Here is a 20,422-nt window from a genome sequence, read left to right on the forward strand (position 1 = left end):
GTTGTTTGCAACACTAACGGTGTACGGCGGCGAAAACCCTGGTGGGCAACGGGTGCTGTGGCGCAGTTATCACCGCGCCGCCGTCACTGGCTGGAGCCTTCTCCCGCGCAGTGGTCGTGGCCCTGAGCGATGGTTCCGCCGGGGGCGCGGCCGAGCGCTGCCGCCTCCGCCTCCTCCCGCGTCGGACCCCAGCCGCCGAAGTATCGGGTCTTGGCCGCGTTGACCGCGAGCGCCAGGCAGCCACCCTCGCCGCTGGCCAGCAGGCGGCAGTCGCTGATGCTCTTGCGGCAGGTGTCCATCACCGCCTTCTCGGCCGCGCCCTGATTGGCCGCCCCGTCGGCGATCTTGATCTGGCCGGTGGAGTCCGAGATCGCCATCGCGATCCAGTTGTTGTCGGCGTGCGCGATCGGCGGCGCGGCAAACGCCACACCGGCCGCGATCGCCGCCACGGCTCGTCTCTTCATGGCCCGCCCGGCCCTTTTCTTCCGCGCTGCACCCGGTGGCGCAGGTAAACGCTGCTACACCGAAGTATTACCGCGGCGGGGCCAATTCGCGACCCCAGGGCAGCGGGCTACAGGCCGACGGCCGGGCGCAGCGCCTCACCCACCGCGGCGATGACGCCGGGGGTGTAGAAGGGCAGGTTGATGATCACGCCGTCGATGCCGGCGTCGACCACCTTGGTCTTGATCTGGTCCGCCACCGAGTCGGGGCTGCCGACCACCATGCGCTGGGTCATCTCCGCCGGAACCTGATCGGGTTTCGCGTTCTCGTCGACCAGCACCGTCGTCAGCGTGCTGGTCTCCAGCGTCGCCGGGTCGCGGCCGATGTCCTCGCAGCGCCGCCGCACGACCTCCAATTTGCCTGGCAGCTCGTCGAATCCGGCGATGACGTTCAGGTGGTCGAAGTGGCGCGCGGCGAGCGGGATCGTCTTCTTCTCACCGCTGCCGCCGATCATCAGCGGAATGTGGTCGCGGAAGCGGGGATTCGCGAGCGCCTCGCGCACTTGGTACCACTTGCCCGAGAAGGTGGGCCGCTCGCCGGAGATCATCGGCAGGATGATCTGCAGCGCCTCCTCGAGCCGGTTGAACCTGTCGGTGAAGGTGCCGAATTCGAATCCCAGTTGGTCGTGTTCGAGTTCGAACCAGCCGGTGCCGATGCCCAGGATCGCGCGACCCTGGCTGACCACGTCGAGGGTGGTGATCGTCTTCGCCAGCAGCGCCGGGTTGCGGTAGGTGTTGCCGGTCACCAACGTGCCCAACTGAACTCGTTCGGTGGCGGTGGCCAGCGCGCCCAGGGCGGTGTAGGCCTCCAGCATCGGCTGGTCGGGATCGCCGAGCATGGGGAGTTGGTAGAAGTGGTCCATCACGAAGACCGAATCGAAACCGGCCGCCTCGGCCTCGCGGGCCTGGGCCGCAACGGTGGGGAAGAGCTGCTCCACCCCGGTGCCGTAGGAGAAGTTGGGAATCTGCAGACCGAGTCGAATTGCCACGCGATCTACCGTAGTGCGGCGCCGCGCGCGACGATACGGCTCGACCGGTGATTACGCCCTCAGCCGAATTGCGCGAGCGCGCCGTGGCTGACGTGCAGCGTCTGGCCGGTGATGTGCCGGGCCGCCGGGGTGGTGAGGAACAGCGCCAGCCGGGCCACCTCGGCGGCGACCGACGGGGGCGTGCGGGACAGGCCGTCGTAACCGGGCTGGGCGCTGCGCCCGCTGGCCACGGCGTTGACCGTGATGCCACGCGTGCCGAAGATGCTCGCCTGCCCGGCGACCCAATTCGACAGCGTCGCTTTGATCGCGGCCTCGACGCTTCCGGCGGGCGGGTTCTCGGGCACCACGCTGATGATCGAGCCGCCCGAGCGCAGGTGGTCGCCCACGGTCTGCACCGTCAACACCGCCGACAGCACGGTGGCGTCCAAGGCGTTCCGCCACGCAGCGGCGGTGTCGGCGAGCGAGTAGGTGCGCGGGTCGCCGGCTTCCCAGGAGGGCGCCGGCACGTTGACGATGGTGTCCAGGTGGTGCGGGAACAGCGCGCGGGCCTCGGTCAGGCTCGCCGCGTCGGTGGTGTCGCAAACGATCGCGTCGACGTCCAGTTCCTTGGCGGCGATCTCCAGGTCGCTGCGCCGCGCCCCCACGAGGGTCACCTTGTGACCGTCATCGCGGAAGCCTTCGGCCACTGTGCGCCCCAGTTCGGTGTCTCCGCCGGTGACCAGTACTTCCACTGCCATGACCTCCTCGTGTTCAACGTTGAACCCAGACCCGGGCAGTTCCGTGTGGCCGACCACCGGACCGCTGAGAGGACCCGCCTGGGATGTCAGCGCGTTATGGCATCAATCTCCTTAGATGTTACTGGACAGTAGCTAGTCGGCGAAATTGTTCGCGCCGCGACGCGCGGATCATTTGCATAACTCTTCGGCCGTCACTTTTCTGCGCCGATTCGGCGGGTAATTGGACCGCATTGGCGGCGGGTTAGGGTGCATCCATGCCTCGGATCGGGTTGCTGGCGGGTTTGGTGTCGACGCTGCTGGCGGCGACCCTCATCGGGTGCGGTTCGAAATCGGCGCCACCGCCCTCGGCGTCGGGGAAGGTGGTGGTATTCGCCGCGGCCTCGCTGAAGCCCGCGTTCACCCAGATCAGTGCGCAGTTCAAGGCGGAAAACGCCGGCAGCGAGGTCGACTTCGAATTCGCCGGCTCCTCCGAACTGGCCACCCAGTTGACGCAGGGCGCGGCCGCCGACGTCTTCGCCTCGGCCGACACCGCGCAGATGGGCACGGTCGCCAGGGCCGGCTTGCTGTCCGGTGACCCGACGAACTTCGCGTCGAACACCCTGGAGATCGTCACGGCGCCGGGCAACCCCAAAAACGTCGGATCGTTCGCCGACCTGGCCAGGCCGGGCGTGGCCGTGGTCGTGTGCCAACAGCCGGTGCCGTGCGGGTCGGCCACCCGCCGCGTCGAGGACAGCACCGGGGTGCGTCTCAACCCGGTGAGCGAGGAGTTGAGCGTGACGGATGTCCTCAACAAGGTCACCACCGGGCAGGCCGACGCCGGGCTGGTCTACGTCACCGACGCCCGCAGCGCCGGGAACAAGGTCACCGCGGTGGCCTTCCCGGAGGCGGCCCGCGCGGTGAACGTTTATCCGATCGCGGCGTTGAAGAAGGCGCCGCAGCCGACGCTGGCGCAACGGTTCGTGGCCATGGTGACGGGTGACGCCGGCCAAAAGATTCTGGCCCAGTTGGGTTTTGCCAAGCCCTGATCAGCGCGGCTATTCGAATTCCGTTCTCGCCCGGTCGATTTGGTCGTAGGCGTAGGTCACGATGTCGGCGATGGTCATCGCCGCGCCCTTGCGAGCCAGCGATTCGTAGGTTTGGTCGCCGAGGACCTTGCGAAGGTCGGCGATCAATTCCGAGAGTTCGGGCAAGGTCGTTGCTGCCATCGGGCTGACCGCCGCCAAACCGGCGATGGTGGCGGCCGGTTCGTAGTGCCCCAGCCGGTTGAGGAACACGGCGAGGACGGCGAGCGCGTTGTACATCATGCCGATGTTGCCCGACTCGTGGTTGTTGCGGATGGCCACGGCGAGGTGATCCACCGCCGCCCCGGGATCCCCTTGCTCGGCCATGAGTCCGGCGGCCCAGTACGGGAATTGGGTCTCGTAGAACCGGTTGCCGCTATCCCGCGCGACGAGCAGACTGCGGCGCAGCGCCGCCAGGGCGCGATCCGGATTGGTGGCCCGGACCGCGTACCCATACGCGAAGAGTGCGTAGGCAAGCACCCATGGATTCCCGGTGGCCTCGGCGGCATCGATAAGGCCGTCCCCCGTTGCCAACGCCTCGTCAGCCGAACCGCAGACGGCCAAAGCGAACACCAGGTTCGCCCTGGCGAACGTGTTGGCGTCCCCACCGCGCCGCACCTGGGCGCGGCACAGCTCGAGATACCGTTCGGGCTGCCCGACGAACAAATACGCGCTGCCCAGAAAGGCCTCGCCGAAGGACGACACCTTGTCGCTGGCGGCGGCGATAACCGTCGCGCCGATTTCGCTGTAGCGCACGGCCTCTTGGTACCGGCCGACCAGAACGGCCAGCGATGCCCCCACGCACACGGCTGCCAGCCGCGGGTGGTCGACGGCACGAAGGGGGCCGACCATTTCTTCGGCCCAGGCGATCGGTTCGTAGTTCTCGAGGAACGGACCAAGCAAGCCCGCATACGCGGCGATGGCCGCACCCGCATCCAGGTCGCCGTGTTCGGTCGACCAGCGAAAGGCGGTGCGCAAGTTGGCCAACTCGACCGTCAGCCAGTCGTATGCCTCGCGCTGGCGCGGGCTGTCCCACAGCGCCATGATGTCGGCCTCACGCCCGGCGAAGTAGTGGGCATGCGCGGCGCGAATCTCCTCCGCGCCGGAGGCGAGGAGCTGTTCCTCGGCGAACTGGCGGATCGTCTCCAGCATCGAGAACCGGGTGCGTCCCGAAGACCGGTCGGCGACCAGCAGCGACTTGCGCACCAGAGCATCGAGCAGGTCCAGGATGGCGTAGTCATCCTCGGAACCCATGACGGCACAAGCGCTTTGGAGGTCGAATCCGCCGGCGAAGACCGAACAGCGGTCCAGCACTGCCCGTTCGGTGTCGTCGAGCAGGTCGTAGGACCAGGCCACCGCGTGGCGCAGCGTGTGGTGGCGTTCCAGGCCGCGCCGCGAGCCGACCAGCAGCCTGAAGCGCTGGTCAAGGCGGTCGCGCATTTCACCGGCGGTCATCGACGCCATCCGCGAGGCGGCCAGTTCGATGGCGAGGGGAATTCCGTCCAGCCGCCGGCATATCTCGGCCACCGCGGCGGCCTCACCGCCGTCGGCCATCGAGAAGCCCGCCGAGATGCCTTGGGCGCGTTCGGCGAACAGCGTCACCGCGGCCGAGTCCACTCCCGCCGCCACGTCCAGGGAGCGCACCGGGCGCACCTGCTCGTCCGGGATGCCGAGGCCTTCGCGGCTGGTGGCAAGGATTTTCACGGTCGCTGATCGCGCGAGGATGGCTTCGATCAGGTCGGCGGCGGCGTCGAGCACGTGCTCGCAGTTGTCGAGCACCAACAGCCTGACCCGGCCCTCCAACGCGGCGGCCACCGACTCGGTGACGGTCTTGCCGGGCTGCTGGGTGATGCCGAGCACCGCCGCGACGGCGTCGGGCACCGCCGCCGCATCGGTGACCGCGGCCAATGCGAAAAGCCAAGCGCCGTCCGGGAATTCATCGGCCAACCGCGCGGCCACCTCCAACGCCAGGCGGGTCTTGCCGACGCCGCCGACTCCGGTCAGCGTCACCAGCCGGTGCGTCTTGACCGCCGCCTCGATGTCGGCGGCCGCCGCCTCGCGGCCGATCAGGCTGGTGCCCGCGGGACGCAGATTTCCCGGACTCGCATCCAGCGCCCGCAGCGGCGGGAACTCCGTCCGCAGGCCTTCGGCGCGGACCTGGAACACGCCGACCGGCAGGGGGATGTCCCGCAACCGTCGCGGCCCCAGGTCGAGCAGATCCACTCCGTTCAGCAGGCCTGCCGTCGACTCGGCCACCAGGATCTGACCGCCGTGCCCGGCGGCCATCACCCGCGCCGCACGGTTGAGCACGGTGCCGAAGTAGTCGTTGTCGCGCAGCTCGGCCTCGCCGGTGGCCAGCCCCATTCGCACCGGCAAGTCGAGGGTGCGCTGCGCTGCCACCGCGGCATCCACCGCCGCGCGCGGCGAGGCGAACGCCGCGCACACACCGTCACCGGTGTGCTTGAACAACCAGCCCCGGTGCTCCTCGATCGCTTTACGCAAGGCGTCGTCGTGGGCCGCGAGGGCCACCCGCATCGCGTCCGCGTCGGCCTCCCACCGCCGCGTCGAACCCTCGACGTCGGTGAACAGGAACGTCACGACACCAGAAGGCGCTGACACCCCAGCAGAATCTCACAACGGACCCGCTTCGACCTCGCACATCGGCGGAAACCACGGCCCCGGGCGCTAGGTTGGGGCGGTGTTCATCGCCCGATCATGGTTGAGGCCCAGGCATTAGCGGGCGTCGCGCCGTTCTGCCGCGATGGGTATACGTCCCCGCGGCGGTGGGGACCGCGTTCGTGGCGTTGCCGTTGCTGGCCATCGCGATCAAGGTGGATTGGGCGAACTTCTGGGCGCTGATCACGAGCTCGTCGTCGCGGGCGGCCCTGCTGCTCAGCCTCAAGACCGCCGCGGCCAGCACGGTGCTGTGCGTGCTGTTCGGCGTGCCGATGGCGTTGGTGCTGGCCCGCAGCGCGGCGCGCGTGGTGCGGCTGCTGCGGCCGTTGATCCTGCTGCCCTTGGTGCTGCCGCCGGTGGTGGGCGGGATCGCGTTGCTCTATGCGTTCGGCCGGCTCGGGCTGGTCGGCCGGTACCTCGAGGCCGCCGGAATCGGCATCGCGTTCAGCACCACCGCGGTGGTGCTGGCGCAGACCTTCGTGTCGTTGCCGTTCCTGGTGATTTCGTTGGAGGGGGCGGCGCGCACCGCGGGCGCCGATTACGAAGTGGTGGCGGCGACGTTGGGGGCGCGGCCCAGCACCGTCTGGTGGCGGGTCACGCTGCCGTTGCTGCTGCCGGGCCTGATCTCCGGGGCGGTGCTGGCGTTCGCCCGCTCGCTCGGGGAGTTCGGCGCAACGCTGACCTTCGCCGGCTCTCGCCAGGGCGTCACCCGCACCCTGCCGCTGGAGATCTACCTGCAGCGGGTGACCGACGCCAACGCGGCGGTGGCGCTGTCGATCCTGCTGGTGGCGGTGGCCGCGGTGGTGGTGCTGGGGCTCGGCGCCCGCCGGCTGACGGGGACCGAGGGCCCATGAGCGGACTGCGGCTGCGCGCCGTCGTGGCGGATCGCCGCTTCGACGTGGAGTTCTCCGTGTCGGCGGGCGAAGTGCTTGCGGTCCTCGGGCCCAACGGCGCGGGCAAGTCGACGGCGCTGCACGTCGTCGCCGGGCTGATCCGCCCGGATCACGGGCTGGTGCGGCTGGGAGACCGGGTGCTGACCGACACCGCGGCCGGGGTGGACGTGGCCACCCACGACCGCCGCGTCGGCCTGTTGCTGCAGGACCCGTTGTTGTTCCCACACATGAGCGTTGCCGCCAACGTGGCGTTCGGGCCGCGCTGCCGGCGCGGGTGGCTTCGCCGGGGCCGGGCCGACGGCAAGGCGACGGCGCTGCGCTGGCTGCGGGAGGTGGACGCCGAGGGGCTCGCCGACCGGAAGGCGCGGCAGCTCTCCGGCGGTCAAGCCCAGCGGGTGGCGATCGCGCGGGCCCTGGCCGCCGAGCCCGACGTGTTGCTGCTCGACGAACCGCTGAGCGGGTTGGATGTCGCCGCGGCCGCGGGCGTCCGCGCGGTGCTGCGCGGCGTAGTCGGCCGCACCGGTTGCGCGGTCGTCCTGATCACGCACGACCTGCTCGACGTCTTCACGCTGGCCGACCGGGTGCTGGTGCTGGAGGCCGGAAAGGTCGCCGAGATCGGTCCGGTTCCCGACGTGCTGACGGCGCCGCGCAGTCACTTCGGGGCCCGCATCGCGGGCGTCAACCTGGTCAACGGGACGGTCGCCGGCGACGGGTCGCTGCACGCGCGCTCCGGCGCTCGCTGGCACGCGAAGCCGACGCCGGTCGGGGGCGACGAGCTGACCGCCGGCCGCAGCGCGATCGCGGTCTTCCCGCCCACGGCGGTGGCGGTCTATCGGGACCAACCGCACGGCAGCCCGCGCAACACGGTCGAGGTGACGGTGGCGGAGCTGGACGTCCGCGGGCCGGCGGTGCTGGTGCGCGGCGAGCAGCAGGCCGACGGCGCCCCGGGCCTGGCCGCGGAGATCACCGTCGACGCGGCCTCGGAGTTGCGGCTGGCGCCCGGCGAGACGGTGTGGTTTTCCGTCAAGGCCCACGAGGTGACGTTGTACCCGGCGGCGCACTGACCGGCGAAATTCGACGCGCGTTGCACATCGGCAACATCGGCAAAACGACGGCGCAATTGTCCGCAAGGCTCCTTGCGTCACAGCGGTAACACGGTAGGTTCGTCGCCATGGAGCAGGTGGAACCCAACTCGACGCGTCGCCAAGGCCTGTGGGCGACGCTCGCGATAGCAGCGGTGACCAGTGCCAGCGCCGTCACCATCGCCTTGCCGGCAACTTCGAACGCCGATCCGGAGGTGCCGACTCCGGTCCCGCCGGCGACCACGACGGCCCCCGCGCCGGCGGCCGGTCCGGCGGCTCCCGCAACCACGCCGGCGCCGGCGGCGCCCGCGCCCGGCGCGTCCCCGACGCCCGTCGACCCGAACGCGCCTGCGCCTCCGCCGCCCCCGCCGGTCGACCCGAACGCACCGCCGCCGCCGCCCGTCGACCCCAACGCCGGGCGGGTCGCCAACGCCGTGGGTGGCTTCAGCTACGTTTTGCCCCCCGGCTGGGTGGAGTCGGACGCATCGCACCTCGACTACGGCTCGGCGCTGCTGAGCAAGACCACGGGCCAGCCGCCGCTGCCGGACCAGCCGCCACCGGTCGCCAACGACACCCGCATCGTGATGGGCCGGCTGGACCAAAAGCTTTACGCCAGTGCCGAAGCCAACAACGCCAAGGCCGCGGTGCGGCTCGGCTCGGACATGGGTGAGTTCTTCCTGCCGTACCCGGGCACCCGGATCAACCAGGAAAGCACCACGCTCACCGGGGCCAATGGGGTCACGGGCAGCGCGTCCTACTACGAGGTCAAGTTCAGCGACGCATCCAAGCCGAACGGCCAGATCTGGACGGGCGTGGTCGGACTGCCCGCGACGAGCACGGCCGGACCGCCGCAACGCTGGTTCGTGGTGTGGCTCGGCACGGCGAACGACCCCGTGGACAAGGGCGCGGCCAAGGCGTTGGCGGAGTCGATCCAGCCTTGGGCTGGTCCGCCCGCGGCGGTGCCCGGCACCCAACCGGCTCCCGGCACCCAACCCGCGCCGGGCGCTCAACCGGCTCCGGGCACCCAACCGGCGCCAGGGGCGCCGGCCCCTGCCCCGGCTCCGGGAGCCCCGGCGGCTCCCTCGCCGGCCCCCGCGCCGGCGGGCGAGGTCAGCCCCACCCCGTCGCCGTTGCCGCAGCGCACGCAGTCGGCCTGACGCGGCCGGGCGTGCGGAACATGCGCCCAATCGTCGTTAAATACGAACCTTTTTCGTTACGCAGAGCGGGTATACCGAAATGACGGCTCAGCGACGCGCTGGGCTTTGCCAGCGAATGCAAGGAGACCCGCATGGACGTCATGGCAGCTACCGAATACCTGGCCCGCTCAACGACATTCACTAGCGTCGGCCTCATCGGTTACATCATCATCGGCGGTTTGGCGGGTGCGCTCGCCAGCAAAATCATCCGGGGCAGCGGCGCCGGAATCCTCATGGACATCGTCATCGGCATCATCGGCGCGCTGATCGGCGGCTTCATCCTGAGCTTCTTCGTCAACACCGCGGGTGGCGGCCTCATCTTCACCTTCTTCACCGCGCTGCTGGGGTCGTTGATCCTGTTGTGGATCGTCGGCATGGTGCGACGCACCTGATTGCGGTTACCGCGTTGCGGCCGCGGTGGTTGACGGCATGATTGACGGATGGTGTCACCGCTAACCACCGCGACCATGCGCGCGTGGCGGGTGCGTCGGCCCGGCCCGATGAACACGGACCCGCTCGAGCCGGTCACCAGCGAAGTGCCGCGCCCCGGGCCGTCGGAGTTGCTGGTCGCCGTCCGGGCCTGCGGCGTGTGCCGCACCGACCTGCACGTCACCGAGGGCGACCTGCCCGTGCACCGCGAACGCGTCACGCCCGGCCACGAGGTGGTGGGGGAGGTCGTCGAGCTCGGGGCCGAGGCCGCCGGGGAGTTCCGGGTCGGCGACCGGGTGGGCATCGCCTGGCTGCGCCACACCTGCGGCGTGTGCAAGTACTGCCGCCGCGGCGACGAGAACCTCTGCCCCCAGTCCCGCTACACCGGCTGGGACGCCGACGGCGGCTACGCCGAGTTCGCCACGGTCCCGGCCGCTTTCGCGCACCCCCTGCCGGACGGTTACACCGACAGCGAGCTGGCGCCGCTGCTGTGCGCCGGGATCATCGGATACCGCTCCCTGCTGCGGGCGGAGCTGCCGCCGGGCGGCCGGCTCGGGCTCTACGGCTTCGGTGGCAGCGCGCACATCACCGCGCAGGTCGCGCTGGCGCAGGGCGCCGAGGTGCACGTGATGACCCGGGGCGCCGAGGCGCGGGAGCTGGCGATGGAGCTCGGCGCGGCGTCGGCGCAGGGCGCGGCCGACCCGCCGCCGGTCCCGCTGGACGCCGCGATCCTGTTCGCTCCCGTCGGCGACCTGGTGCTGCCCGCGCTGGAGGCGTTGGACCGCGGCGGCACCCTGGCGATCGCCGGCATCCACCTATCCGACATCCCGGTGCTCAACTACCAGCGCCACCTGTTCCAGGAACGCCAGGTCCGCTCGGTCACGTCGAACACCCGGGCCGACGCGCGCGCGTTCCTGGACTTCGCGGGCACGCACCACATCGAGGTGACCACCCCGGAATACCCGCTGGCCCAGGCGGATCGGGCGTTGGCGGATCTCAGCGCCGGACGCATCGCCGGCGCGGCGGTGCTGCTGGTCTGACCGGCCCTATGTCAGGTGCCACACCAGCGCGGCGGCCAGCGCCCCGAGCCCGTTCAGCGACCAGTGCAGCGCAATCGGCGCGATCAGGCTGCCGCTGCGCCGGCGTAGCCAGCTGAAGACGAAGCCGGCGGCGCCGGTGGCGAACACCGCGCCCACCACGCCGGCGACCATCCCGAGGAACCCGCCGCCCAGCAGCCGGGTGAAGCCGACGTTGCTACTGGTCAGCCCCAGCGACGTGGCGACGTGCCACAGGCCGAACAGCAGCGAGCCGGCCAGCGCGACCCCGCGAAAGCCCCAGGCCCGGTGCAGCGCGCCGTGCAACACCCCGCGGAAGGCCAGCTCCTCGGGAATCACGGTCTGCAAGGGGATGACGACCATCGAGGCGATCAACGCGCCGGAGACCGTGGCGTAGCGGTGGTTCATGAACATCGGCCGCGTCATGGGCAGCAGCACCCCGACGGCGATCACCGCCGCCACGACCGCGACGGCGGCCAGCGCGTAACCGAACCCGGACTTCCAGTGGGCGCGTCCGAGGCCGAGGTCTGCCCAGTCCAGGCCCCGGGCCCGCATCAACATCGCGAGGCCGACGGCGGCCGCGGGCACGGTGGCGACACTCGCCCACGGCGTGGTGAAGTGCGCGATCAGGTTCGTGAGCACCAGGACGGCCACGACGACGGCGATGTCCAGATGGATCCGGAGCCGGTGCGCCGCTGCGGGGTGCTGAGGGGCGGCGGCGGTCGCGTCGGGCATTGGGCCAGTTTACCCGGGCGCCGGGCGCACCCCCGGGTTCAGCGAGATTGCCGCCACGGTCGTGGTTCGCGCGCCAACCGCAGCCACCACCGCAATCTCGGCGTCAGGCGTCAACCCTCCCAGGTCCAGCCGGCGATCTGCGGGTCGTCCTCGCCGTGCTCGCGGGTGTAGACCCGCGCGGCGAGCCGGGCGTCGACCATGCGCTGGCGCAGCACCGCGGCCCGGCTGGCCAGCCCGTCGACCCGGTCGATGACATCCATCACCAGATGGAAGCGGTCCAAATCGTTGAGCATCACCATGTCGAACGGTGTCGTGGTGGTGCCGCGCTCCTTGAACCCGCGCACGTGGATGTGCGGGTGATTCGTGCGGCGGTAGGTGAGCCGGTGGATCAGCCAGGGGTAGCCGTGATAGGCGAAAATGACCGGCTTGTCGCGGGTGAACAGCGCGTCGAACTCCCGGTCGGGCAGGCCGTGCGGATGCTCGGACTCCGGCTGCAACCGCATCAGGTCGACGACGTTGACAACCCGGACCGCCAGCTCCGGCAGTTCGCGCCGGAGGATGTCCGCGGCGGCCAGGGTCTCCAGCGTCGGGACGTCCCCGGCGCAGGCCAGCACCACGTCGGGTTCGGCGGTCGCGGTGCTCGCCCACGGCCAGATGCCCAGGCCGCGGGCGCAGTGCTCGATGGCCTGCTCCATGTCCAGGTAGGCCAGCGCGGGCTGCTTGCCGGCGACGATGACGTTGATGTAGTCGCGGCTGCGCAGGCAGTGGTCGGCCACCGACAGCAGGGTGTTGCCGTCCGGCGGCAGGTACACCCGGGTGATCTCGGCCCGCTTGTTGGCGACCAGGTCGATGAAGCCGGGGTCCTGGTGCGACGCGCCGTTGTGGTCCTGGCGCCACACGTGCGAGGACAGCAGGTAGTTCAGCGACGCGATCGGCCTTCGCCACGGCAGCTCCCGGCTGGTGGCCAGCCACTTGGCGTGCTGGTTGAGCATCGAGTCGACGATGTGCACGAACGCCTCGTAGCAGTTGAACAGGCCGTGCCGCCCGGTCAGCAGGTAACCCTCGAGCCAGCCCTGGCACAGGTGCTCCGAGAGCACCTCCATCACCCGGCCATCGGCGGCGAGGTTTTCGTCGTCGGGACCGAGCTCCGAGAGCCACACCTTGGCCGTCGACCCATAGACGGCGTCCAGCCGGTTGGAGGCGGTCTCGTCGGGACCCATCAGGCGGAACCGATCCCTGTTGCGGCCGATGACATCCCGCAGGAAGGTGCCCAGCACCCGCGTCGCCTCGTGCGTCTGGGCGGCGGGCCGCGACACCTCGACCGCGTAGTCGCGGAAGTCCGGCAGGTCGAGGTCGTGCAGCAGCAGGCCGCCGTTGGCGTGCGGGTTGGCGCTCATCCGGCGGTCACCGCGCGGCGCCAGCGCACGCAGCTCGGGGCGCAGCGCCCCGTCGCCGTCGAAAAGCTCCTGAGGCGCATAGCTGCGCAGCCATTCCTCGAGCTGCGCGCGGTGCTGGGGATTGTCGTGCGTTTCGGCGAGCGGAACCTGATGCGCTCGCCAGGTGCCCTCGACCTTCTTGCCGTCCACCACCTTTGGACCGGTCCAGCCCTTGGGGGTGCGCAGCACGATCATCGGCCACACGGGCCGCTGCGTCCCGTTGCCGCTGCGGGCGGCGCGCTGGATCGCCGCGATGTCGTCGAAGGCGTCGTCGAGCGCGGCGGCCAGCTGCTGGTGCACATTCGCCGGATCGTCACCGGCGACCGTAATGGGCCGGTAGCCATAGCCGCGCAGCAGCGCCTCGAGTTCGTCGTGCGGGATGCGCGCGAGCACGGTCGGGTTGGCGATCTTGTAGCCGTTGAGCTGCAGGATCGGCAGCACCGCGCCGTCGGTGGCCGGGTTGAGGAACTTGTTGGAGTGCCAGCTGGTCGCCAGCGGCCCGGTTTCGGCCTCGCCGTCGCCGACCACGCACGCCACCACCAGCTCCGGGTTGTCGAAGGCCGCGCCGTATGCATGCACCAGCGCGTAGCCCAGTTCACCGCCCTCGTGTATCGAGCCGGGGGTCTGGGCGGCGACGTGGCTGGGGATGCCGCCGGGAAAGGAGAACTGCCGGAACAGCTTTCGCAGGCCTTCGGCGTCCTCCTCGATGCCGGTGTAGACCTCGCTGTAGGTGCCCTCGAGATAGGCGTTGGCCACCAGCGCGGGGCCGCCGTGGCCGGGCCCGGTGACGTAGATGACGTTGGCGTCGCGGTCGCGGATGATGCGGTTGAGATGCGCGTAGATCAGGTTCAGCGCCGGGGTGGTGCCCCAGTGTCCCAGCAGCCGCGGTTTGACGTGCTCGGGCGACAGCGGTTCGGTCAGCAGCGGGTTGTCCAGCAGATAGATCTGCCCGACCGACACGTAGTTGGCGGCGCGCCAGTAGGCGTTGATCAGGTCGAGTTCGTCGTCGGCAAGGGGAGCGGTTGTCTGGGTTTCTAGGCTCACCCGCCCGATTGTCCGCGCCGACGGTGAACGGCGCTCGACGCGGTGGTGCTTTGTGTTGGCGCTCGCGATTGCCGACTACTCTTCGCCGCGCGCCCGCGCCTCGTAGGCCCGGCGCTTCTCGGCATCCACGTCATCGGTGAAGACGTGCTCGCCGCCCAGCGCCCGATTCAGGCCCTCGGACACGGCACGCGGCATGAACTTCTGCGACGCGATGATCGCGCCGGCCGTCTTCGTGACCCGCACGCGCGGCCGGGGGTGCGCCACCAGTTTGACGATCGCGTCGGCGATGTCGGACGGCTCGGCGTTGCGGATCCCCTTGGCGCCCGAGGTGCCCGCGATGAGTTCGGTGTTGACGAAGGTCGGCATGACGACCGAGAACTTCACGCCCGCCCGGCGGTATTCGATCCGGGCGGAGTCGGTGAACCCGATCACCGCGTGCTTGCTGGCGCAGTAGGTGGCCGCCCCGGGGATATACGTCTCCCCGGCCAGCGAGGCGATGTTGATGACGTGGCCGGACCCGCGGGGGACCATGCGCTGGGCGGCCAGCTTGCTGCCCAGGATGACGCCGTAGACGTTGATGTCGAGGACGCGCCGGGTGACGGCGTCCGGCTCGTCGACGATCCGCCCGAGCGGCATGATGCCGGCGTTGTTGACCAGGACGTCGATCGGGCCGAGCTGGCGCTCGACGTCGTCCAGGAACTCCGAGAACGACTGCGGGTCGGTGACGTCGAGTTTGCCGTACACATCCAGGTCCAGCCCGGCGCCCGATTCCTTCACCGTTACCTCGTCGACGTCACCGATCGCCACCTTGGCGCCCAGCTTGTGCAACGCGGTCGCGGTGGCCAGACCGATTCCGCGGGCGCCCCCGGTGATCACCACGACCTTGCCGCGGACCTTCAGCCCAATGGACGCCGTATCAGCCATTCCTGCCCTCCGGATTCTTGACGGGTGTCAATCACGCGATCCGGTAAGCACAACACTCGGCGTGGGGCTGCGCAACAACCCGGGTGGCCGAATACTGCTAACGATGATCGAGGTGCGGGTGGCGGTCCCGGCGGACGCCCGCGCGGTGGCCCGCCTGCATGCGCGGGCGTGGCGGTCGGCGTACCGGGGGCTCATCGACCGGGACTACCTGGACGGTCTCACCCCCGAGGCGTTGGTCCGCCGGTACACCTTCGGCCGCATGGGATTGCGGGTGCCGTCCACGTTGGTCGCGGTCGACGGTTCCGCGGTGCGCGGCTTCGCCACTACGGGCCTGAGTGACCTGCCGAACCTCGGCGAGCTGATGGCGCTCTATGTGGACCCGGCCTGCCTGGGCTCGGGCGTGGGGAGCACGCTCGTGGCGGCCGCCCGCGGGCGGCTGCGGGCGGTCGGGGTGACGGACGCCGTGCTGTGGGTGCTGGGCGCGAACGCCCGCGCTAGACGGTTCTACGAGCGCGACGGCTGGCGGCTCGACGGGGCCTGCCGCACAGTCGCTTTCGGGAACACCGAGGCGCGACAGATGCGTTACCGGCGCGCATTGACGTAGCCGCGGCGGTCAGTTCAGGGCAAGCCAGACCAGGCTGGCGCCGCCGGCGAGCGCGCAGTAGATGGCGAACGGGGTCAGCGTGCGGGTCTGGAAGTACCGCGTCAGGAACCGCACGGCCAGGTAGGCGCACACGAACGAGGCGACGCTGCCGGCGAGCACCTGGCCGCCGATCCCGGCCGCCCGGGGCCCGAACAGTTCCGGGATCTTGTACACACCGGCGGCCAGGATGATGGGCGTCGCCAACAGGAAGGAGAACCGGGCGGCGTCCTCGTGGGACAAGCCGCGCCACAGCCCGGCCACCATGGTGATACCCGAGCGGCTGATGCCGGGGAACAGCGCCAGGATCTGCGCGGCGCCGATCAGGACGCCGCGGCGCAGGGGCAGCTGCGCCAGCCGATTGTCGACGGCATCGCCGGTGTGCGCGGGCTGTTCGGTGACCGGCGCGTCGTCGGGGGAGACGCGTCGGCGCAGCACCTCGCCCGCGTAGAGCACGATGCCGTTGAGCAGCAGGAAAATCGCCGCGGGGATGGGCTTGCCCAGGGTGGTGCGGAAGGTCCGTTCCAGCGCCAGCCCGGCCAGTCCCACCGGGATGGTGCCGCCCACGATGAGCCAGGCGAGCCGCTCGTCGAGCGTCTGGATGCGGCGATACCGCAAGGACGACACGAACCCGCCCACGATGCGCAGCCAGTCCCGCCAGAAGAACACCAGCAACGCCGCGGCGGTGGCCACGTGCAGGCCGACGATGAACGCGAGGTAGGGCGATTCGGGCGCGGAGACGTTCAGGTCCTGCGCCCACCGCCCGCCGACGACCGCGGGAACCAGCACCGCGTGCCCCAGGCTGGAAACGGGGAAGAGCTCGGTGACGCCCTGGAAAGCGCCGACCACCACGGCCTCGATGTAGGTCAGGTGCGCGCTCATGTCGGGTGCCGACGATAGCCGACGGCCGGCTCCGCCACCCAATCAGCTTGCCCAGTTGGCTTTTTGGCCGGCGTCCAACGGTCGACCGGCCGGGCCCCGCACCTGCGGGTACGGTGTGCTGATGGCCGACGGGTTGCTCGACGCCGTGCGCGTCCTCGACCTGTCGAGCGGCAACGGCGACGCGGTGACGCGCCTGTTCGCCGACCTGGGCGCCGACGTGCTCAAGGTCGAACCCCCCACCGGCAGCCCGGCGCGCGATACCCCGCCCACGATCGCCGGCGCCAGCATCCCGTTCGCCGTGCACAACGCGAACAAGCGCAGCGTGGTGCTGGACCCGTTCGACGAGGACGACTGCGGGGTGTTCCTCGACCTCGCGGCGCAGGCCGACATCGTCGTGGACGACGGCTTCTACGGGGAGGCCCCCACGTTCGGGACCTCGGTCGAGGAGCTGGCCGCCCAGCACCCCCACCTCGTGGTGCTGTCGATCACCGACTTCGGCGCGACGGGGCCGCGCTCGCTGTGGCGGGCCACCGATGCGGTGCTGTACGCGATGGGTGGCTCGCTGTCGCGGTCGGGTCCCACCACCGGGACGCCGGTGTTGCCGCCGGACGGTATCGCGTCGGCCACCGCCGCCGTCCAGGCGGCCTGGGCAACCCTGGTCGCTTACTACAACCGATTGCGTTGCGGCACCGGCGAATACATCGACTTCTCGCGATTCGACGCCGTGGTGATGTCGCTCGACCCGGCGTTCGGCGCGCACGGGCAGGTCGCCGCCGGCATCCGCCGCACCGGCCAGTGGCGGGGCCGCCCGAAGAACCAGGACGCCTACCCGATCTATGCGTGTCAGGACGGTTACGTCCGGCTGTGCGTGATGGCGCCTCGTCAGTGGCGGGGGCTGCGGCGATGGCTGGGCGAGCCGGAGGATTTCCAGGACCCGAAATACGACGTGATCGGCGCGCGCTTCGCGGCGTGGCCACAGATCAGCGAGTTGGTCCAGGCGCTGTTCGCCGGGCAGACCATGAAGGATCTGGTCACCGCGGGGCAGGCCCACGGCGTTCCCATCGCGGCGGTGCTCACGCCGTCGTGGGCGATGAGCTCCGAGCACTTCGCGGCCGTCGGCGCCATCACCGACGCCGAACTCGTCCCGGGCGTCCGCGTCAGCGTGCCGACCGGATATTTCGTCGTCGACGGGCGGCACGCGGGCTTCCGCAGCCCGGCCCCGGCCGCCGGGCGGGACGGGCCGGGCTGGCGCGGGAATCCGGCGGTGGTGTCCTCACCCTCCGGCCGGGTCGGCGAGTATCCCTTTGCGGGCCTTCGCATCCTGGACCTGGGCATCATCGTCGCCGGCGGCGAGTTGAGCCGGCTGTTCGGCGACCTGGGCGCCGAGGTGATCAAGATCGAGAGCGCGCAGTACCCAGACGGACTTCGGCAGGCCCGCGTCGGCGAGGCGATGAGCGAGTCGTTCGCCTGGACACACCGCAACCACCTGGCGATGGGCCTGGACCTGCGCAGCCCGGCCGGCCAGGACATCTTCGCCCGGCTGGCCGCGGAGTCCGACGCCGTCTTCGCCAACTTCAAGCCGGGAACGCTTGCCGCGCTTGGCTTTTCCTACGACAACCTGCGCGGCCTGAACCCGCGGATCGTGCTGGCCGAGAGCAGCGCCTACGGCGAGGCGGGCCCGTGGAGCACCCGCATGGGATACGGGCCGCTGGTCCGCGCGGCGACCGGCGTCACCCGGCTGTGGACGACTGACGATCCGGACAACCACGACGGGGCCGCGCGGCACGCCTTCTACGACGCGACGACGATCTTTCCCGACCACGTGGTCGGGCGGATCACCGCCATCGCGGCGCTGGCCGCGCTGATCCACCGGCACCGGACGGGCGGCGGGTCGCACGTGCACATCTCGCAGGCCGAGGCCGTGGTCAACCAGCTCGACACCCTGTACGTCACCCAGGCCGCGCAGGCCGCGGGCATCCCGAGGATCGCCGACGACACCAGCCTGCACGCCGTCTATCCGTGTGCCGGCGACGACGAATGGTGCGTCATTTCGATCGGCTCGGACGATGAATGGCGTTGCGCGGCAAGCGTTTTCCACCACCCCGAGTGGGCCGACGACCCGTGCTTCGGCACCGGCGAGGCGCGGCTGGCGAACCGGCGCGAGCTGGTCGAGCTGGTGTCGGCCTGGACCCGGACGCGCACCCCGGAACGGGCCGCCCAACTGCTGCAGTCCTCCGGGGTCGCGGCCGGACCGATGAACCGCCCGCCCGACGTCCTGGAGGACCCGCAGCTGGTCGAGCGGAAGCTGTATGCGCAGATGACGCATCCGCTCGTCGAACGCGCGCTGCCGGCGGAGACGGGCCCGGCGCCCTTTCAGCACATCCCGCGCGCACCGCAGCGCCCGGCACCCGTGCCGGGCCAGGACACCGTCGAGATCTGCCGAAGGCTGCTCGGCATGGGCCCCCAGGAGATCGACCGGCTCGTCGGCGAGGGCGTGCTGTTCGGGCCGCCCTGACCACCGGCCGATCCGGCCCGCGGTCGCCTGGACCGATAGCCACGCTAAGTTCGTTCGTATGAAGGTGGACCCCAGGACACCGGTGCTGATCGGGTATGGCCAGGTCAACCACCGCGACGAGATCGACCCCGGGCGGCGGTCCGTCGAACCGGTGGACCTGATGGTGGCCGCGGCCCGGCAGGCCGCCGATGCGCGGGTGATCGAGGCCGTCGACTCCATCCGCGTGGTGAACATTCTGTCGGCGCACTACCGCGATCCGGGGCTGCTGCTCGGGCAGCGGATCGGTGCCACCGACTTCACCACGCTGTACAGCCCCGTCGGCGGCAACGTGCCGCAGTCGCTGGTCAACCAGGCATGCCTGGACATCCAGCGGGGCCGGGCGCAGGTGGTGCTGCTCGCCGGCGCCGAGACCTGGCGCACCCGCCGGGGCCTGCGGGCAAAGGGCGCCAAACTCGAGTGGACCGTCCAGGACGACTCCGTCCCCATGGCCGAGGTGAGCGGCGACGACGTGCCGATGGCCGGGGATGCGGAGATCAGGATCAGGTTGGACCGGCCGGCCTACGTCTACCCGTTGTTCGAGCAGGCGCTGCGGATCGCCGGCGGCGAGTCGGTCGACGACCACCGGCGGCGCATCGGCGAACTGTGGGCCCGTTTCAACGCCGTCGCGGTCGACAACCCGTACGCGTGGATCCGCAAACCGGTGACCGCCGAGGAGATCTGCGAGCCCGGACCGCAGAACCGGATGATCAGCTGGCCGTACACCAAGCTGATGAACTCCAACAACATGGTCGACCAGGGCGCCGCGCTGGTCTTGGCGTCGGTGGAACAGGCTCGGCGCCTGCGGATTCCGGCCGACCGCTGGGTCTACCCGCACGCGGGCACCGACGCGCACGACACCTCGGCCATCGCGGAGCGCGACGAGTTGCACCGTTCGCCGGCGATCCGGATCGCCGGTCGCCGGGCACTCGAACTCGCCGGCCTGGGCATCGACGAGGTCGACCATGTCGACCTCTACTCGTGCTTTCCCTCGGCCGTTCAGGTGGCGGCGGCCGAACTGGGCCTGCCGGTCGACGATCCGGCCCGCCCGCTCACGGTCACCGGGGGGCTGACGTTCGCAGGCGGACCCTGGAGCAACTACGTGATGCACTCCATCGCCACCATGGCGGAGTTGCTGGCGGCCCATCCTGGGCGCCGCGGCCTGATCACGGCCAACGGCGGCTACCTGACCAAGCACAGCTTCGGCGTGTACGGCACGGAGCCGCCCGCCGAATTCCGTTGGGAAGACGCGCAACCGGCGGTTGACCGCGAGCCCACCCGGGAGGGCTTGGTGGACTGGGAGGGCGTCGGCACCGTGGAAGCCTGGACCACTCCGTTCGACCGCGACGGCCGACCCGAGAAGGCGTATCTGGCCGTGCGCACGCCGGACGGGTCGCGCACCCTCGCCGTGATCAGCGACACCGCGCAGGCGCAGGCCACCGTGCGCGAAGACATCGGCGGCGCCAAGGTTGCCGTCGCCGACGACGGCAGCGCCACGCTGCAGTAACCCGGCCGCGGCGATCCCGCCAGTTCGGGGCGCCGTTTGCCCGATAACGGTCGCTAGGTCATGCCGTCTTGCCTATTGTTTAGCT

The 20,422-nt window shown here is 70.5% G+C and carries 17 protein-coding genes; 9 read left to right on the plus strand and 8 right to left on the minus strand.

Going from position 1 to position 20,422, the window contains the following annotated elements; translation table 11 throughout:
- Positions 1–83 precede the first annotated feature (83 nt).
- The 3 genes from WU80_RS04150 to WU80_RS04160 form a co-directional block, all read right to left on the minus strand.
- Entirely contained in the window at positions 84–464 is a 381-nt protein-coding gene (locus WU80_RS04150) for a DUF4189 domain-containing protein (RefSeq protein ID WP_055403618.1), read from the minus strand.
- Between the two features lie 107 nt (positions 465–571).
- A complete protein-coding gene (locus WU80_RS04155; protein WP_055403619.1) occupies positions 572–1,489 on the minus strand; it encodes an LLM class F420-dependent oxidoreductase in 918 nt (305 codons plus the stop codon).
- Between the two features lie 59 nt (positions 1,490–1,548).
- The gene (locus tag WU80_RS04160; RefSeq protein ID WP_055403641.1) at positions 1,549–2,226 is read right to left on the minus strand and encodes an SDR family oxidoreductase; all 678 of its coding nucleotides are present in this window, start codon (positions 2,224–2,226) and stop codon (positions 1,549–1,551) included.
- A 254-nt stretch (positions 2,227–2,480) separates the two neighbouring features.
- On the opposite strand from WU80_RS04160, the gene modA reads away from it, so the two are divergent.
- The gene (gene modA / locus WU80_RS04165) at positions 2,481–3,251 is read left to right on the plus strand and encodes a molybdate ABC transporter substrate-binding protein (protein WP_055403620.1); all 771 of its coding nucleotides are present in this window, start codon (positions 2,481–2,483) and stop codon (positions 3,249–3,251) included.
- Positions 3,252–3,260: 9 nt separating this feature from the next.
- Here modA and WU80_RS04170 read toward each other — a convergent pair whose 3' ends face one another.
- Positions 3,261–5,906: an adenylate/guanylate cyclase domain-containing protein gene (locus WU80_RS04170; RefSeq protein ID WP_197281258.1), complete on the minus strand. Its 2,646-nt coding sequence runs from the start codon at positions 5,904–5,906 to the stop codon at positions 3,261–3,263.
- Positions 5,907–6,040: 134 nt separating this feature from the next.
- Between WU80_RS04170 and WU80_RS04175 the strand changes: the two genes are divergently transcribed.
- From WU80_RS04175 to WU80_RS04195, 5 genes are all read left to right on the plus strand, one after another.
- Positions 6,041–6,817 carry an ABC transporter permease gene (locus tag WU80_RS04175; protein WP_055403622.1) on the plus strand — a complete coding sequence of 259 codons (777 nt, stop codon included), beginning with the start codon at positions 6,041–6,043 and terminating at the stop codon, positions 6,815–6,817.
- Positions 6,814–7,920 (plus strand): sulfate/molybdate ABC transporter ATP-binding protein, encoded by a 1,107-nt coding sequence (locus WU80_RS04180; protein WP_055403623.1) that lies wholly within the window; start codon positions 6,814–6,816, stop codon positions 7,918–7,920. Before WU80_RS04175 ends, WU80_RS04180 begins: the two co-directional genes overlap by 4 nt.
- A gap of 107 nt (positions 7,921–8,027) precedes the next feature.
- Positions 8,028–9,095 (plus strand): alanine and proline-rich secreted protein Apa, encoded by a 1,068-nt coding sequence (locus WU80_RS04185; protein WP_055403624.1) that lies wholly within the window; start codon positions 8,028–8,030, stop codon positions 9,093–9,095.
- 131 nt (positions 9,096–9,226) lie between these two features.
- Positions 9,227–9,526, plus strand: coding sequence for a GlsB/YeaQ/YmgE family stress response membrane protein (locus WU80_RS04190; RefSeq protein ID WP_055403625.1), 300 nt, complete (start codon positions 9,227–9,229; stop codon positions 9,524–9,526).
- Between the two features lie 48 nt (positions 9,527–9,574).
- Positions 9,575–10,603, plus strand: a complete 1,029-nt coding sequence (locus tag WU80_RS04195) for a zinc-binding alcohol dehydrogenase family protein (RefSeq protein ID WP_055403626.1) — start codon at positions 9,575–9,577, stop codon at positions 10,601–10,603.
- A 6-nt stretch (positions 10,604–10,609) separates the two neighbouring features.
- Here the strand turns inward: WU80_RS04195 and WU80_RS04200 are convergent, their stop codons facing one another.
- The 3 genes from WU80_RS04200 to WU80_RS04210 all read right to left on the minus strand — a co-directional run bounded on the left by WU80_RS04200 (position 10,610) and on the right by WU80_RS04210 (position 14,757).
- Positions 10,610–11,353, minus strand: coding sequence for a CPBP family intramembrane glutamic endopeptidase (locus WU80_RS04200; RefSeq protein ID WP_055403627.1), 744 nt, complete (start codon positions 11,351–11,353; stop codon positions 10,610–10,612).
- A 110-nt stretch (positions 11,354–11,463) separates the two neighbouring features.
- A complete protein-coding gene (locus WU80_RS04205; RefSeq protein ID WP_055403628.1) occupies positions 11,464–13,833 on the minus strand; it encodes a phosphoketolase in 2,370 nt (789 codons plus the stop codon).
- Between the two features lie 75 nt (positions 13,834–13,908).
- Positions 13,909–14,757, minus strand: coding sequence for an SDR family oxidoreductase (locus WU80_RS04210; protein ID WP_055403629.1), 849 nt, complete (start codon positions 14,755–14,757; stop codon positions 13,909–13,911).
- A gap of 103 nt (positions 14,758–14,860) precedes the next feature.
- Here WU80_RS04210 and WU80_RS04215 point away from each other — a divergent pair, with 103 nt between their 5' ends.
- Positions 14,861–15,361 carry a GNAT family N-acetyltransferase gene (locus WU80_RS04215; protein ID WP_055403642.1) on the plus strand — a complete coding sequence of 167 codons (501 nt, stop codon included), beginning with the start codon at positions 14,861–14,863 and terminating at the stop codon, positions 15,359–15,361.
- A gap of 9 nt (positions 15,362–15,370) precedes the next feature.
- Here the strand turns inward: WU80_RS04215 and WU80_RS04220 are convergent, their stop codons facing one another.
- Entirely contained in the window at positions 15,371–16,279 is a 909-nt protein-coding gene (locus WU80_RS04220; RefSeq protein WP_055403630.1) for an undecaprenyl-diphosphate phosphatase, read from the minus strand.
- Between the two features lie 121 nt (positions 16,280–16,400).
- Between WU80_RS04220 and WU80_RS04225 the strand changes: the two genes are divergently transcribed.
- Both WU80_RS04225 and WU80_RS04230 read left to right on the plus strand, forming a co-directional pair.
- Complete coding sequence (locus WU80_RS04225) at positions 16,401–18,794, plus strand: CaiB/BaiF CoA transferase family protein (RefSeq protein WP_369808489.1); 2,394 nt, start codon at positions 16,401–16,403, stop codon at positions 18,792–18,794.
- A gap of 58 nt (positions 18,795–18,852) precedes the next feature.
- On the plus strand, positions 18,853–20,337 hold the full coding sequence (locus tag WU80_RS04230) for an acetyl-CoA acetyltransferase (protein WP_055403632.1): 1,485 nt from the start codon (positions 18,853–18,855) through the stop codon (positions 20,335–20,337).
- The last annotated feature ends 85 nt before the right edge of the window (positions 20,338–20,422 follow it).

It is taken from the genome of Mycobacterium sp. UM_11 (genome assembly GCF_001414075.1).
Lineage (GTDB): Bacteria > Actinomycetota > Actinomycetes > Mycobacteriales > Mycobacteriaceae > Mycobacterium.

Bases quoted from the DNA above. Each gene is read 5' to 3' on its own strand.
- WU80_RS04150 (WP_055403618.1), bottom strand. From the start codon at position 464: ATGAAGAGACGAGCCGTGGCGGCGATCGCGGCCGGTGTGGCGTTTGCC.
- WU80_RS04160 (WP_055403641.1), bottom strand. From the start codon at position 2,226: ATGGCAGTGGAAGTACTGGTCACCGGCGGAGACACCGAACTGGGGCGC.
- modA (WP_055403620.1), top strand. From the start codon at position 2,481: ATGCCTCGGATCGGGTTGCTGGCGGGTTTGGTGTCGACGCTGCTGGCG.
- WU80_RS04180 (WP_055403623.1), top strand. From the start codon at position 6,814: ATGAGCGGACTGCGGCTGCGCGCCGTCGTGGCGGATCGCCGCTTCGAC.
- WU80_RS04185 (WP_055403624.1), top strand. From the start codon at position 8,028: ATGGAGCAGGTGGAACCCAACTCGACGCGTCGCCAAGGCCTGTGGGCG.
- WU80_RS04190 (WP_055403625.1), top strand. From the start codon at position 9,227: ATGGACGTCATGGCAGCTACCGAATACCTGGCCCGCTCAACGACATTC.
- WU80_RS04195 (WP_055403626.1), top strand. From the start codon at position 9,575: ATGGTGTCACCGCTAACCACCGCGACCATGCGCGCGTGGCGGGTGCGT.
- WU80_RS04200 (WP_055403627.1), bottom strand. From the start codon at position 11,353: ATGCCCGACGCGACCGCCGCCGCCCCTCAGCACCCCGCAGCGGCGCAC.
- WU80_RS04210 (WP_055403629.1), bottom strand. From the start codon at position 14,757: ATGGCTGATACGGCGTCCATTGGGCTGAAGGTCCGCGGCAAGGTCGTG.
- WU80_RS04215 (WP_055403642.1), top strand. From the start codon at position 14,861: ATGATCGAGGTGCGGGTGGCGGTCCCGGCGGACGCCCGCGCGGTGGCC.
- WU80_RS04220 (WP_055403630.1), bottom strand. From the start codon at position 16,279: ATGAGCGCGCACCTGACCTACATCGAGGCCGTGGTGGTCGGCGCTTTC.
- WU80_RS04225 (WP_369808489.1), top strand. From the start codon at position 16,401: ATGGCCGACGGGTTGCTCGACGCCGTGCGCGTCCTCGACCTGTCGAGC.
- WU80_RS04230 (WP_055403632.1), top strand. From the start codon at position 18,853: ATGAAGGTGGACCCCAGGACACCGGTGCTGATCGGGTATGGCCAGGTC.